The organism is Alcaligenes sp. SMD-FA, assembly GCF_025960365.1.
In the GTDB taxonomy this organism is placed as follows: Bacteria; Pseudomonadota; Gammaproteobacteria; order Burkholderiales; family Burkholderiaceae_B; genus Alcaligenes; species Alcaligenes aquatilis.
This window is the reverse complement of record NZ_CP110108.1, coordinates 3,836,747-3,850,916: the sequence shown is the minus strand read 5'-3', so window position 1 is coordinate 3,850,916 and position 14,170 is coordinate 3,836,747. Positions and strand designations below refer to the sequence as shown.

The window sequence follows — 14,170 nt, the reverse complement described above, 5'->3', positions numbered from 1 at the left end:
AAACCGGGGTTCGGCTGCGTCAACGCTCCGAAAAATCCAACGCTGGAAGAAACTGCTGTGTTGCAGTGGCGGGCTTGTGGCAGCTAAGTGCTGGTCCGCTCGAAGTTTTTAATTGCTTATTTGTTCACGGAAATTATATAGAACTTGCTTTAGCCTTCAAGGGCAGGGTATGTCCCTAGACGACAAGGTTGGACTAAACGCTACAAAAGCCGTAACGGAGCAAGGCTTGAATTACAATCGCCGACTATGACTTTGTTCCAGAACCGATCACTTACTCAGGCCTTGCGTCAGCGCATGGCCAGCCTGACCAGTCAGCTGCAACAATTGCCCCCGCCGGGCAGCCGTCCTGTCACTGTTGATGGGCGCGTGGCCGGATGGATCACCCCCAAGGCCGCTCGTTGTATTGAGCCCTTGCCCGGGGTCTCGATTGAAGAAGATGTCTTGCGTCTGAGCGATTGCCCCAGCCAGGAACTGAGCTTGGCTCAGGTCCTGGATCAGGTCGCCTTGCGTTTGCAGGAAGGCGGTTGCATCCGGGCCTGGCGTGACGAGTTGTTGGACGTGGTCGGAGAAGGGCAATGTCTGTCCCGCATTGAACGTGGTGCAGTGCGGCCCTTGGGTTTTCTGACGCAAGCGGTGCATTTGAATGGTTGGTCCACAGACGGCCGAATCTGGGCCGCGCGTCGTTCCCCCACCAAATCGACAGACCCGAATATGTGGGACACGTTGGTCGGGGGATTGGCGGTCAGCGGTGAATCGTTGCAGACCTCCCTCATACGCGAAAGTTATGAAGAAGCAGGTTTGGCCGAGTCCGTGCTGGTCAATTGCACCCCTTTGCGCGTGTCCTTGCGCATGCATCGTCGCCTGCCGGAAGGCTATCAGGTGGAGAACGCCCTGGTTAGCGATTGCGTGCTGGCTGACGATGTGCGGCCCCGCAATATGGACGGCGAGGTTAGTGAGTTTCGCTTATTGACGCTGGATGAAGCCTGGCAAATGATAGAAGCAGATTTGTTCACCCTGGAAGCGCAAGTGGTGCTGATCGACAGCATCAAGCAGCATCTGGACAAGCTGGCCTGAACCTGGGCATTACCGGGCAGGCACCAACCTGATGGGAGCGACGCATGAACCCGAATCCTTTTGGTATACCTGATTTCAATGCCCTGGGCAGCGGCAACAATCCATTGCTGCGCAGCATGGATATGATGGCGCAGGCCTGGAAAAACATGGCCAGCGGGGGAGCGGGCGATGTCAGCTCGGGCATGATGCCTAGCTTGTCCCCTGATGATCTGGATCGCCGTATCCGTGACTTGCGTGCAGTGGAGAGCTGGTTGCAGTTGAACCTGTCCATGCTGAGCACCACCATCCAGGGGCTGGAGATTCAGCGCTCCACCCTGGCGGCGATCAAGACCATGGCGCAGCAAGGCACCCAGGCTGCTGGTGGGAAAAATCCTTTTGAAGCCTTTATGGCTTTCAATCCCATGGCGGCCGGTGCTGCAGCGGCCGAGAGTGCCGCTGGTGTCTCGAGCACCCAGCCTGGGGTCAGTCAGCCTGAAACCGCAGCGCAAACGGCCTTCCAGCAAGCATCGGCACAGCCACAACAAGCGTCGCCACAGCCCGACGCGGCTGCCAATCAGGACAGCCCCAAAGATAAACAGCCCGGCGCTCAGCAGGACGCAGGTGCAGGTAGTCCCGCTGCGCAAGCGTGGTGGAACATGCTGCAACAGCAATTCGATGCCATGGCGACCGCTACAGCCGCATCGATGCAGCAGGTGGAAAACTATCGCCAGCAGGCGACCAAGGCCAAAGCGGCCGGGTCGGCCAAGCCCCCTAAACCGGCCGCCGCCGATGCCCAGACTTCTGCCAAGACCAGTGCTCCGGCAACAGCCAAACCGGTAAAACCGGCCGCAAAAGCAGCGACTAAAACGGCGGGCAAGGCGGCCACCAAAACGGCGGCTAAAAAAACCGCCACGCGCAGCACCAAAAGTAGTACCAAAAAAACGGATCGACCAACCTAGTAGGTAAATTTTTATGCTTAATATCGTGATTCTGGCAGCAGGCATGGGCAAGCGTATGCAGTCTGACCTGCCCAAAGTACTGCACCCTATCGCCGGCAAATCCATGCTGGCCCACGTGCTCGACAGCGCACGTGAATTGGAGCCGGAAAAAGTTGTGGTCGTGGTGGGGCATGGCGCCGAGCGCGTTCAGCAAACCTTCGCTCAGGCCGAGCTGGCCTTTGCCTTGCAGCAACCTCAACATGGCACGGGCCACGCTGTACAACAGGCTGTGCCTGAACTGGTCGGTGGCGACCAGCAAGATGACGCCACGCTGGTTCTGTATGGCGACGTCCCTCTGGTCCAGGCTGACACCTTGCGACGCTTGTTGGCCGCGCGTGGCCAAGGCGTGGCTGTATTGACTGAAACGCTGGCAGACTCCACCGGCTATGGCCGCATCATTCGCGGTGCTGACGGTTCCGTGCAACGCATTGTTGAGCACAAAGATGCCAACGACGCCGAGCGTGCCGTGAAAGAGGTCAATACCGGCATTTTGGTGGCGCCCACGGCCCGCCTGAAAGACTGGTTGACCCGTATTACCAATGACAATGCACAAGGCGAGTATTACCTGACCGACATCATCGCCTTGGCGGTTGCCGATGGCGTGTCGGTGCAAGCTGCTCAACCCGCTGCTGGCTGGGAAACCCTGGGTGTGAATAGCCGCATTCAACAGGCTGAGCTGGAGCGTTTGTGGCAAGCCGAGCAGGCCCGTCGCTTGCTGGAAAAAGGCGTGACACTGGCTGACCCAGCCCGCTTTGATCTGCGCGGCACACTGGAATGTGGCCGCGATGTGTTCATTGATGTGGGCTGCGTGTTTGAAGGCAAGGTCGTGCTGCAAGACGGCGTGCGTGTTGGCCCGCATAGCGTGCTGCGTGACGTGACCATCGGTGCTGGTACACAGATCGAGGCCTTCAGCCATCTGCAGCAAGCTCAGGTCGGTGAAGAAGCCCGTATTGGCCCTTACGCCCGCCTGCGTCCGGGTGCTGTGCTGGCCAATCACACCCACGTAGGCAACTTCGTGGAAATCAAGAACACCCAACTGGGCGAAGGCTCCAAAGCCAATCATCTGGCCTATATCGGTGATGCCGATGTGGGCCAGCGTGTGAATATTGGCGCAGGCACCATCACCTGCAATTACGACGGCGTGAATAAATTCCGTACCGTGATTGGTGACGATGCCTTCATCGGTTCGGACACGCAGTTGGTAGCCCCGGTGACCGTAGGCCGTGGCGCAACGATTGGTGCGGGTACGACCTTGGTGCGCAATGCACCGGATGATCAGTTGACCCTGTCGCGTTCGGAACAGCGCAGCGTGTCCGGCTGGAAGCGCCCGGTCCGTAAATCTTGATGTGTGTTAGCCCATCTTTGGTATGGCCCCCTTTGCGCTGCAAGGGGAGTCGTGCTGCCTGCTTGGGTGGCGCAGCAAGCCCGGATGGGCGGATTTTGGGTGGTCGCCATGCGCATTCTGCAGCTTAATTTCGAGCGCGGCTGGCGCGGTGGTGAGCGGCAGACCTTGTTGAGTCTGCTGCATATGCAGCAGGCTGGCCATCAGGTCAGCTTGCTGGCCAGACGCGATGAGGAATTGGCCAAGCGTGCCAAAGAGCAGGGCTTGAGCGTGGTGGAGTGTGCTTCTGTGGGTGCCGCACTGCGCTACTTGCTGGTACATGGCCGTGGCTTTGATATCGTCCACTCTCAAACCGCGTCCTGCATGAGCTGGTTGGCCCTGCTGCATTTCTGGCTGCCCAAGCGGGTCGTCTTTACACGTCGCACGGCTTTTCCGGTTGATCGTAAACGTATCGAGCAGCGTAGTGGGCGGCACGCAAGCATCCCCTTAAGTTTCAAAGAGCGCCGCACGCGCTGGAAATGGCGCAAGGTGGATCGTTTGGTAGCGATTAGCCAGGCAGCAGCGGCAGAGCCGCGTCGCCTGGGCTTTTCCGTAGATGTGATTCCTAGTGCCATCGAGTACGTCGAGCAGGATGAAGCCTATGTGAACCACTTGCGGCAGCGTTGGAATCCGCAAGGCTTGCACGTTCTGGGGACGATGGCAGCATTGACGGCAGAGAAAGATCCCTTGACCCTGATTCGTGCCGTTCATGCCCTGTATCAGCGTCGTCAGGACTTTGTGTTTTTGCATTTTGGTGCGCCTGGTTCCGAGTCCTTAGCGGCACAGGAACTGATTGTGCAATTGGGCCTGGAGTCCTGCTACAAGCTGGCGGGTTTTGAAGCTCGCCCTGAACAAGCGTATCGCCTGATGGATGGCTTTGTCTTGAGTTCTCGGCATGAGGCTCTGGGTTCCAGTGTCCTGGATGCGTTCGTGTACGACGTTCCCGTGACGGCGACGATGGCGGGGGGCTTGAGCGAGCTGTTGGACAATGGGCGAGGTACCTTATGCGCGGTAGGGGATGCGCAAGCCATCGCCCAGGCTTTGGACGACACTTTGAGCAATCCGACGGCCGCGCGGCAACAGGCCGCACTGGCACATCGCTGGGTGCAGCAGGAGCATGACCCCGCTGTCATGGTGCAGCGTTACCTGCGTCTGTATCAGCAACTGGTGCAACAACGCGCACAAACCTGAACGCGGCTGTTTTAATCTGCTTCTGCGCGTTCTACTCTTTGCTCTTGTGCTGACCTTCACGTGTGTTTTAATTCCTGCCACAGCCACAGCCACAGCCACAGCCACAGCCACAGCCACAGCCACAGCCATGTTCTTTGCCGATAGCGTTTCGGCGTAAAAACTTGGCCTGGTTTAGATCTTCGCCGCCGGTAAAGGGACTCGTGTCTCGAACTTGGCCTGATGAATCGAAAAGAAGCTGCGAATATTGCGGATATTTGCCTGGTTGGTGAACAGGGCATGAGCCAGCTTGTGATATGCCGTCATATCGCTGACCTGCAGGATCACAATGAAATCCACGCCAGTAGAGACCCGATAGCATTGCGTCACCGCAGTTTCCGGTGCCATCAGGCGCTCGAATTGCTGCAGATATTCTTCACCCTGACGGTCCAGCGTAATCTCTACAATCGCCGTCAAACTGGGGCCCAGTTGTTCCGGATCCAGCAAGGCGACCTGCCTGCGAATCACCCCTTGTTCACTTAAACGACGTACTCGCCGCAAGCAAGTTGGGGCAGAGGCATGCACGCGCAAAGCCAGCGCCTGATTGCTGATGGAAGCATCATTTTGCAGCTGCTCCAGAATGCGTAAGTCCAGCTCGTCCAGTTCAATCATGACAATGTTTATCTATCTATGATGAAATAAAATTCCGTTAAATAAAATGAAATTTGTTTTTCTTTCATATCGATTATTAAATGAAATTTTAATTCATTTTAGAAAAAAATAGACATAAAATTTTTTGTGTTTCAGATCAGAATAGGCGGATTGAATTGATTAGCTGGCCCACCAAAAGGGGCCATGAACAGGAGTTGGCTATGTGTGGAATTGTTGGCGCGGTGGCGCAACGCGATATTGTTCCCGTGCTGCTGGAGGGGCTGCAGCGCCTGGAGTACCGGGGCTACGATTCTTGCGGGGTTGCTGTTCATGCGCAGGGCCAGTTGTTGCGGGCACGCAGTACACAGCGCGTGGCCGAGCTGCAAGAGCAGGTCAAGGCGGATCAACTGCAAGGCTTTACCGGCATTGCTCACACACGCTGGGCAACCCATGGCGCACCGGCGACTCATAACGCCCACCCGCATTTCTCCGGCAAGGGCAAAGCGCGTATTGCGCTGGTGCATAACGGCATTATCGAAAACCATGACGAACTGCGCACCGAGCTGCAAAACATAGGCTACGTGTTCGAGAGCCAAACCGATACTGAGGTGATCGCTCACCTGATCGACCACCTGTACAACGGTGACCTGTTCGAGGCCGTGCAGCAGGTTATTCGCCGTTTGACCGGTGCCTATGCCATTGCCGTGTTCTGCCAGGATGAGCCGCATCGTGTGGTGGGTGCTCGCCATGGTTCGCCCCTGGTCGTCGGCGTGGGCCAGAACGAAAATTTCCTGGCATCGGATGCCCTGGCATTGGCCGGAACCACCGATCAAATCATCTACCTGGAAGACGGTGATGTGATCGATCTGCAGATCAATAAAGTGTGGATCATGGACAAGGACGGCCGCACCGTTGATCGTCCCGTACACACCGTGCATTTGCACACCGCTGCGGCTGAATTGGGCCCATACCGCCACTTTATGCAAAAGGAAATCTTCGAGCAGCCCCGTGCGGTGGGCGATACCTTGCAAGACATTGAAAGCGTTACGCCCGAGCTGTTTGGCGACCAGGCCTACAAGGTTTTTCAGGATATCGACAATGTGCTGATTCTGGCTTGCGGCACCAGCTATTACGCCGGTTTGACCGCCCGTTACTGGATCGAGTCCCTGGCCAAAATCCCCGTTAACGTGGAAATCGCCAGCGAATACCGCTACCGCGACAGCGTGCCCAACCCCCGCACTTTGGTGGTGACGATTTCCCAGTCCGGCGAAACCGCCGACACCCTGGCCGCCTTGAAGCATGCCCGCAGCCTAGGCATGGAGCAGACTCTGACCATCTGCAACGTGGCCACCAGCGCCATGGTGCGCGAGTGCAAACTGTCCTACATCACCCGTGCTGGCGTAGAAATTGGCGTGGCTTCGACCAAAGCCTTCACCACCCAGTTGACCGCCTTGTTCTTGCTGACCATCGCACTGGCTCAAGTCAAAGGACATCTGAATCAGGAGCAGGAAGGCGACTACCTGAAAGCCCTGCGCCATTTGCCTACCGCTATCGCAGCCGTGTTGGCACTGGAGCCGCAAATCATGGCCTGGGCTGATCGTTTTGCCAGCAAGGAAAACGCCTTGTTTCTGGGCCGTGGCATGCATTACCCCATCGCCATGGAAGGCGCGCTGAAGCTGAAAGAAATCAGCTACATCCACGCCGAAGGCTACCCCGCCGGTGAACTGAAACACGGCCCTCTGGCCCTGGTCACCGAAGCCATGCCTGTAGTCACCATCGCCCCACGCGATGAGCTGCTGGAAAAGCTGAAATCCAATATCGAAGAAGTCCACGCACGCGGTGGCGAACTGTACGTGTTTGCTGATGCCGATACCCGTATCGGCAGCAGCGAGCGTGTGCACGTGATCCGCATGCCAGAGCACTACGGCAAGTTGTCCCCCATCTTGCACACCGTGACACTGCAATTGCTGGCGTATCACACCGCCTGCTCGCGCGGTACAGACGTGGATAAACCACGGAATTTGGCCAAGAGTGTGACGGTGGAGTGAGCGAGATTTAAGCGGCAAAGACCGGAAGTAAAATCTGTCCGGTCTGTTGTCAATTGACACTGTCCGAGTTTCATCAAAACCCACCGAATTGACATTGATTTCGGTGGGTTTTGATTTTTAAGCGGTTGGAGCCCGTAATTTGGTGGGCCATGAAGTATTCAGAAAAAGTTAACCGTTACAAAATTCTATTCATAAATAAGAAGAAAATCGGAGTCTTATTGATAGCGATATACCCGATAGTGAGGTTTGTGCCCAGTAGAGGGAGCTTTGTATTTGAAGATCTGAAGAAGCGAGCGGAGTCCCTCAAAATAGCCCCATTTGTCGCCCCAAACACACACCGCTGGCGAACTGTACAGACAGCACCATATAATAATTGATAACGATTCTCATTATCTGTCAGTGCGGAGTACCCTCGTGTCATCTTCAGTTCTACCCTTGTCAGGTGTGTCTTTGGCCGATTCGGTCGAGTCACTTTACTGCGACCACCACAGTTGGTTGCAGCGCTGGCTGCATCATCGATTGGGTGGGGCAGACCAGGCGGCTGACTTGGCGCAGGATACGTTTGTACGCTTGCTAAGCAGCCGTTCCCGCTGGCAATTTGCCAGTCCCGGCGAAGCCCGTGCCTATTTGCGCAAGACAGCGCAAAACCTGTGCATCAACTTGTGGCGACGTCAGGAAATTGAACAGGCCTGGTTGGATATTCTGGCCGCGACGCCCGAGAATGTTTACCCCTCGGCAGAACGTCAGGCCATGATTTTGCAGGCCCTGGAAGAGATCAGCGCCATGCTCAGCAGCCTGTCTCCCAAAGCGGCCAAGGCGTTTACCCTGGCCGTCATTTGCGAGATGACAGACGATGAGGTCGGCGCAGAAATGGGTATTTCCGGTCGCATGGTGCGCAAGTATGTGGCGCAAGCCATGTTGGGCTGCATCAGCTTGCAGGCTTGCCAGACCGTCGCCGAATTGCGTCAGGAACCTCAGTACTAAGTTTCATGAAGCACGGTTCCAGTTTGTCTTCCTCGTCCACTCCTCCCCACGCCGTTTTGATGCAAGCCGCCGAATGGTATGCCTGTCTGCGCGATGGCAAGGCCAGTGCCGAGCAACGTTCCGCCTGGCAGAGCTGGCTTAAGCAGGACGAGATGCACAGTACCGCCTGGCGTTATGTGGAGGAAGTCAGTCGCAGTTTTGAGCCGGTACGTACGGCGCCGGATTCGCGCTGTGTGGTGGAGAAATTGCACACGGCCAACGAGCGTTTGCATCAACGTCGTCGCGTTCTGGCCGGTGTGGTTGCGCTGGCAGGAACGGGAGTTGCTAGCTGGTTGAGCTGGCGTCAGTCCTGGCTGCCATCCAGTGTTCTGGCCTTGGCGGCTGACCACTCTACACAAACCGGCGAGCAGAACCAGATTGTGCTGGCAGACGGCTCTCGGCTTTGGTTGAACACCTCCTCGGCAATTGATGTGAAGTTCACCGCGCAGGCTCGCCATATTGTGTTGATGTCGGGCGAGATCTTTATCCAGACGGCCAAGGACGACATGGACAGGCCGTTCACCGTTCAAACCCCGCAGGGCTATATGCGCGCTTTGGGTACGCAATTCAATGTGCGTATGGACCAGGACTGTACGCAGTTGGCGGTCTATGAAGGGGCCGTGCAGGTGTCTACGGCAAAAGGTCAAAACACCGCCACGGTACAGGCGGGCAAGCAGGTGCACTTTAGTGCGCAGCGCATCCGGCACAGCATGGACGCCGAGCAGGCACGTGAGGCCTGGACCAAAGGCGTTCTGGTGGCTGACAACATCGCCTTGCGTAGCGTGATCAAGGAATTAGGTCGTTACCGCAAAGGCTATCTGGGTGTGGATGATGCCGTGGCTGACCTGAAGGTCTATGGCAGTTTCCCCATTCATGATACGGACCGTGTGCTGAAAATGCTGGCTTCGGCATTGCCGATTCGTATCGACCAGCCCATGCCCTGGTGGACCAGTGTGCAAGCTCTGGATTGATTGCTCAGGGCATTTCAAAACCGCTTTCAGCAAAAAAAATAAAAATAAAATCCTATAAAATTCAATGACTTGCCGTTTTTTAACAAAAAACTCAAAAAAACAGGCAAAAGCAGGTTCCGGGTTATGGAGACTGAGTGGTTTTAGACAGTAAGAGGACCTGATTGGCGTGAGGCCAATGAAGCAGGAGGCGGGCCGCAGTGCCCGCTCAGTACTGAACATCAACGCAAAAACATCGTTCAGGTTCATCGTTTTTATTGTGACTGACCCGTGTTTTTGAAGGATGTCTCCTTATGCATCGTCGCCCCGATCCCCTTTCCCTGTCCAAGGATGCAGGATCGCATTGCGCCTCTTTGCGTCCACTGGCCCTGGCCCTGTCTGTGTTGATGGCCGGCAGCGCCTTTGTTGTGAGTATCCAGCCTGTCCAGGCGGCTACGCAAAACAGCCCGATGGCCGACAAGATCCAGCGTTATGACATTCCAGCCGGCCCCTTGAGCCGTGTGCTGATGCGTTTCTCGCAAGAGAGCGGGGTGTATCTGGTTGGCGCGGGCAGTGTGACCGAAGGCAAGCAAAGTGCGGGCCTGAAAGGCAATTACAGCGTCGCGCAGGCCTTGGATACCTTGCTGGCTGGCACGGGCATTCGCTACTCGCGTGATGCCAATACGGTGAACTTGTGGCCTGTTACGGAAACCACTCAGTTGGAACCCGTGCGTGTTAAGGGCAGCCTGACCCGGGCAACTGAAGACACCGGCCTGTACACGCTCAATGGCACCAGCAGTACCGCCACCCGTCTGAACATGGACACCCAGCACACCCCACAATCGGTCAGTGTGATGACGCGTCAGCAAATGGATGACTTTGGCCTGAGTAGCTTTGATGATGTGATGAACTTCACCACCGGCGTGACGGCCAATACGGCGGCAGTCGGTGGCGGCTTTCAGTTTCAGGCTCGTGGCTTTGACATCAGCAATGTGCAGGTGGATGGCGTGCAAAGCAGCTACCGGGCGGCTGGACGTGGCGCATTCAATCCTATTTCTCTGGATATGGATTTATACGACCGCGTGGAAGTCGTGCGCGGTGCGACAGGTTTGTTGTCTCCTACCGGCGAGCCTTCCGCTTTGATCAACCTGATTCGCAAACGCCCTCAGGCTGAGTTTGGCGGCAAATTAAGCGCCCACTATGGTTCCTGGAACGATAAGCGTGTGACAGCCGATGTGACTGGCCCGCTGACCGAGGATGGCCGTTTACGGATGCGCGTTATTGGTTCGCGCAAGCAGGCGGACTCCTTCATGGATCACCAGGATCACAAGAACGACTTGCTGTCCGGCATGCTGGAGTTTGACCTGACTGATCGAACCTTGCTGACCGCAGGCTACGACTATCAAACCGCCAAGCTGCGTGGTGAAGGCAATATGGGCGTGCCTTTGTTTACCAGCGAGGGTGACCGTATTGACGTTTCGCGTTCCATGTCGCTGGTGCCGGACTGGACCTACTGGGATAAAAAGCATCAAAACGCCTTCTTCTCGGTCGAGCACGAGTTTGAAAACAAGTGGAATGCCAAGCTTAGCTACAGCCATCAACGTGACGATGGCGATGCCTTGATTACCGGTCTGGGGCAGGGCGTGAACCCCGTGGTGCGTCCGGACGGATCCGGTATGGGTATCCGCGCTAACCTGGCCGCCAATGGCTATCGCCATCAGGACAACCTGGAGTTGTCGGCCAATGGTCCTTTCAAGATGTTTGGCCGTGAGCACCAGTTGATGTTTGGTTTTAACGGCACTCGCAAGCGTGACACCACGTACACCATGCAGGTCAGCGATACCCGCAACTGGTTCATTCCCAATATTTACGATTGGGACGGCTATATGCCCGAGCCCAGTGTCAGCCGTACAGGGGAATGGAACCGGGTCCACACACGCGAATACGGCTTCTTTGCCGGCACGCGTCTGAACATTATTGATCCGCTGAATGTGATCATGGGCATGCGCTTGTCGGACTACAAAACCTACCGCGACAACTACGGTAAAGACGGCCAGTTCACCGGCGTGTCCAATGAATTGCGCAACCGCAATGAAATTACGCCGTACTTTGGAGTGACGTATGACATCAACCCGAACCTGACTGCCTACGCCAGCTATACCCGCCTGTTCCAACCGCAAAGCTACAAAGACATCAACGAGAACTTTCTGGACCCTATCACCGGGGTTAACCGGGAAATCGGTCTGAAAGGCAGCGTGATGGACGAGGCTCTGCAGTTCTCCCTGGCTGCTTTCGAGACCCGTCAAAACAATCTGGCCGTGCTGGACCCTTCGGTGCCGGATGATTTCCTCTTGCCTGATGGCAGCCGCCCCTATGTATCTTCGGGCGCAGGCAACAAAACCAAGGGTTTTGAAGTGGAACTGAACGGCGCACTGAGCAAGAACTGGAACGTATTTGCTTCTTATAGCTACGCCAGCACTAAAGACGGCGAGGGCGAGCGTATCCACACCTACATTCCCAGCCAAACCTTCCGTCTGGGCACCATGTACCAGTTCTCTGGCGCGTTGCAGGGCCTGAGCGCCGGTGCCACCGTGAACTGGTTTGGCAAGCGGGATCTGTGGACGGCCGGCCGCCCTTATACCGCCAGCAATGGCAAGGCGCTGGAAGACACCCATAGCAGCTACGCCCTGGTGGGTCTGCACGCCAATTACCGCGTAAACCAGCACTGGAATGCCAAGCTCACCGTCAACAACCTCTTTGACAAACGGTATTACGACAACTTCGTGATCTTCCGGGCACGTTACGGCGCGCCGCGCAATGTGCATCTGTCCATTGATTACCAGTGGTAAGCCTTTTTCCTATCTTCTTTCGAGCCGATTCTATGACCTTGTTTACTTCTCGCTCTCTTGTTTCTGCGGTTTACCTTGCCTTGGCAATGGGAGTATCCACGAGCTATGTTCATGCCAAGACACCCGCTCCCGTTGCCTATCAAGCCGTCACTCAAGAACAGATCATGCAAAAACCCACGGCCGCTGAGGTGCTGGAAATTGTCTACAGCCCCAAGCAATCCAGTTTGTTCGTGTCCTCGCCAAACTGGGAGGATGAAACCTTGTCGCGCACCTTGGTGCTGGATCCCATGACCTTGGCGATCCAGCAAGAAATCCCGATGGACGTTAAAAGCTTTGGCGTGGCTTTGGACGATGCGGCCGACCGACTTTATCTGACACAGGGCTTTAATGGCGGTATTGCCGTGGTTGATACCGCTCGCAAGGAACTGATCAAGCGTATTGCCGTACAAGAAAAAATCAATTTCCAGGAAGCCATTGCGGCTGCGGATTTTGGTCAGGCACGCAAAGAGGGTTTGTTAAAGATGCTGGAGCGTTTTAACGTCACCGAGGACTACCCATACAAAATGCGTGAATTGGTGGTGGACAAGAAAAACCACCGCGTGTTTGCGCCTGGTCTGGGCCTGGGTTTCGACAGCGTGCTGTTCGTGGTGAATACCCAGACCATGGAACTGGAAAAAGTGCTGCCCGGCTTTGGCTATAACGTCGTGGGTATCACCCTGGATGAGGCCAATAACCGCTTGTTTGTCTCCAATATGCAAGGCCAGATCATGGTGGTGAACAGCCAGACGCTGAACATTGACCAAGTGTGGGAAACACAGGCGGACCAACTGTTGAACCTGAGCTATGACCCCGAGCACAACCGCCTCTTCGGGGTAGACCAGGGGATTGACCGTGATGACGCCCGTAACCTGCACCTGGAGCGTGAGTACAAGCGTCGCAGCCCAGGCCACCAAGTGTTTGTGCTGGACGCTTCTAACGGCAAAACCCTGGCGGTCATGCCCACCGGCGAAGTGCCGATTGGTTTGCGTTTTGATGCCGCATCCCAGCGTCTGTTTGTAGCCAACCGAGGTGGTGTGCGCGAGAAAGAAGGCAAGGGCTCGGTCAGCGTATTTGACACGGTGAACTACAAGCCGCTGCAAACCATTGAGCTGGCCCCACACCCTAACAGCCTGGAATACATCCCCGCTGAAAAAGCCTTGTACGTGTCGGTGAAGAACGATGGTAACAGCAAGGAAAAAGGGACCAAAGAACGGATGGTGCGTATCCAGTTCTAAGCTGGTTTCACCAGCAGCCATGCTGCATGATTGATTGACAAGGTGGATCTAAGCCCGAGTTCGGCGTCATGCTGAGCTCGGGCTTTTCTACGTGTTTGGATTGCTTGCGGTATTTAGTGTGAAACTATAAGATTAGATATCTAACTAAATTGAGATTTTCAGCACGTTGTGCGTATCTTTAGCGAAAGGAAACCCGCCTATGTCTCACTATCTGATCGAGCTTTATTCACCCAATGCCAAGTGGAATGCACTGCCTGCCGAGCAGCGACAGCACTTTCTGGCCAGTCTGCAGGAAGCAATGGGCGGTCTTTCCAGCCTGGGTATTGAGGTATTGTCTCTGGCTGCGACTGAACACGATATTGATCACGCCAGCGACCACCGCTTTATGGGCATTTGGCGTTTTCCAAATCAACAGGCATGCCAAGCATTGCTGGCCGGTATCAAAGCCAGCGGCTGGTACGAGTATTTCGACCATGTGAATGCAGCGGGTGCAGAAGGGGGTTTTGCTCAACACTTGGCGGAGCTGGCTAAGGATTCTCAGCTTGTGTGAGGGTCAGAAAGCCAGGAGGATCCGTCAAAAAGCGTTCATAGATTATAGTTTATGTGATATAAACGGTTATCTATGAACGATATTTGTTGTCTGTGCCATGCCCAAAAAACTTGCCCCTACCCCTTTTTACTTGCCAGCCGTCGAGTCACGGGCCCTGGTTTGGGGGCGCTGCATTCGTACTCAACGTGTTGCTCAGAAAATTACAGCTCAAGTCTTTAGTTCAAGAGTC

At 55.6% G+C, this 14,170-nt stretch carries 11 protein-coding genes; 10 read left to right on the top strand and 1 reads right to left on the bottom strand.

All coding sequences use genetic code 11. The features are described from left to right. The first annotated feature begins 246 nt into the window (after positions 1 to 246). Genes OKX01_RS17770 through OKX01_RS17755 form a run of 4 tightly spaced genes read left to right on the top strand, consistent with a single transcriptional unit; the run spans position 247 to position 4,623 of the window. A complete protein-coding gene (locus tag OKX01_RS17770; protein ID WP_094198057.1) occupies positions 247 to 1,074 on the top strand; it encodes an NUDIX hydrolase in 828 nt (275 codons plus the stop codon). 44 nt (positions 1,075 to 1,118) lie between these two features. Continuing rightward, complete coding sequence (locus OKX01_RS17765; protein WP_264672198.1) at positions 1,119 to 2,012, top strand: PhaM family polyhydroxyalkanoate granule multifunctional regulatory protein; 894 nt, start codon at positions 1,119 to 1,121, stop codon at positions 2,010 to 2,012. A gap of 13 nt (positions 2,013 to 2,025) precedes the next feature. Then, a complete protein-coding gene (gene glmU, locus OKX01_RS17760; RefSeq protein ID WP_264672197.1) occupies positions 2,026 to 3,396 on the top strand; it encodes a bifunctional UDP-N-acetylglucosamine diphosphorylase/glucosamine-1-phosphate N-acetyltransferase GlmU in 1,371 nt (456 codons plus the stop codon). Between the two features lie 51 nt (positions 3,397 to 3,447). After that, entirely contained in the window at positions 3,448 to 4,623 is a 1,176-nt protein-coding gene (locus OKX01_RS17755; protein WP_264672196.1) for a glycosyltransferase family 4 protein, read from the top strand. A gap of 171 nt (positions 4,624 to 4,794) precedes the next feature. Here the strand turns inward: OKX01_RS17755 and OKX01_RS17750 are convergent, their stop codons facing one another. After that, complete coding sequence (locus OKX01_RS17750; RefSeq protein WP_094198053.1) at positions 4,795 to 5,271, bottom strand: Lrp/AsnC family transcriptional regulator; 477 nt, start codon at positions 5,269 to 5,271, stop codon at positions 4,795 to 4,797. A gap of 200 nt (positions 5,272 to 5,471) precedes the next feature. On the opposite strand from OKX01_RS17750, the gene glmS reads away from it, so the two are divergent. The 6 genes from glmS (at position 5,472) to OKX01_RS17720 (ending at position 13,941) form a co-directional block, all read left to right on the top strand. Further along, positions 5,472 to 7,298: a glutamine--fructose-6-phosphate transaminase (isomerizing) gene (gene glmS, locus OKX01_RS17745; RefSeq protein ID WP_094198052.1), complete on the top strand. Its 1,827-nt coding sequence runs from the start codon at positions 5,472 to 5,474 to the stop codon at positions 7,296 to 7,298. A gap of 414 nt (positions 7,299 to 7,712) precedes the next feature. Further along, positions 7,713 to 8,282, top strand: a complete 570-nt coding sequence (locus OKX01_RS17740) for a sigma-70 family RNA polymerase sigma factor (protein WP_238988602.1) — start codon at positions 7,713 to 7,715, stop codon at positions 8,280 to 8,282. 5 nt (positions 8,283 to 8,287) lie between these two features. Next, entirely contained in the window at positions 8,288 to 9,292 is a 1,005-nt protein-coding gene (locus OKX01_RS17735) for a FecR domain-containing protein (protein WP_264672195.1), read from the top strand. 290 nt (positions 9,293 to 9,582) lie between these two features. Further along, positions 9,583 to 12,117 carry a TonB-dependent siderophore receptor gene (locus OKX01_RS17730; protein ID WP_264672194.1) on the top strand — a complete coding sequence of 845 codons (2,535 nt, stop codon included), beginning with the start codon at positions 9,583 to 9,585 and terminating at the stop codon, positions 12,115 to 12,117. Between the two features lie 32 nt (positions 12,118 to 12,149). Beyond that, positions 12,150 to 13,391: a YncE family protein gene (locus tag OKX01_RS17725; protein WP_264672193.1), complete on the top strand. Its 1,242-nt coding sequence runs from the start codon at positions 12,150 to 12,152 to the stop codon at positions 13,389 to 13,391. A gap of 199 nt (positions 13,392 to 13,590) precedes the next feature. After that, positions 13,591 to 13,941, top strand: coding sequence for a DUF6616 family protein (locus OKX01_RS17720; RefSeq protein WP_094198048.1), 351 nt, complete (start codon positions 13,591 to 13,593; stop codon positions 13,939 to 13,941). The last annotated feature ends 229 nt before the right edge of the window (positions 13,942 to 14,170 follow it).

Coding starts and splice junctions, on each gene's coding strand:
- OKX01_RS17725 (WP_264672193.1), top strand. CDS start 12,150: ATGACCTTGTTTACTTCTCGCTCTCTTGTTTCTGCGGTTTACCTTGCC.
- glmS (WP_094198052.1), top strand. CDS start 5,472: ATGTGTGGAATTGTTGGCGCGGTGGCGCAACGCGATATTGTTCCCGTG.
- glmU (WP_264672197.1), top strand. CDS start 2,026: ATGCTTAATATCGTGATTCTGGCAGCAGGCATGGGCAAGCGTATGCAG.
- OKX01_RS17765 (WP_264672198.1), top strand. CDS start 1,119: ATGAACCCGAATCCTTTTGGTATACCTGATTTCAATGCCCTGGGCAGC.
- OKX01_RS17730 (WP_264672194.1), top strand. CDS start 9,583: ATGCATCGTCGCCCCGATCCCCTTTCCCTGTCCAAGGATGCAGGATCG.
- OKX01_RS17750 (WP_094198053.1), bottom strand. CDS start 5,271: ATGATTGAACTGGACGAGCTGGACTTACGCATTCTGGAGCAGCTGCAA.
- OKX01_RS17735 (WP_264672195.1), top strand. CDS start 8,288: ATGAAGCACGGTTCCAGTTTGTCTTCCTCGTCCACTCCTCCCCACGCC.
- OKX01_RS17720 (WP_094198048.1), top strand. CDS start 13,591: ATGTCTCACTATCTGATCGAGCTTTATTCACCCAATGCCAAGTGGAAT.
- OKX01_RS17770 (WP_094198057.1), top strand. CDS start 247: ATGACTTTGTTCCAGAACCGATCACTTACTCAGGCCTTGCGTCAGCGC.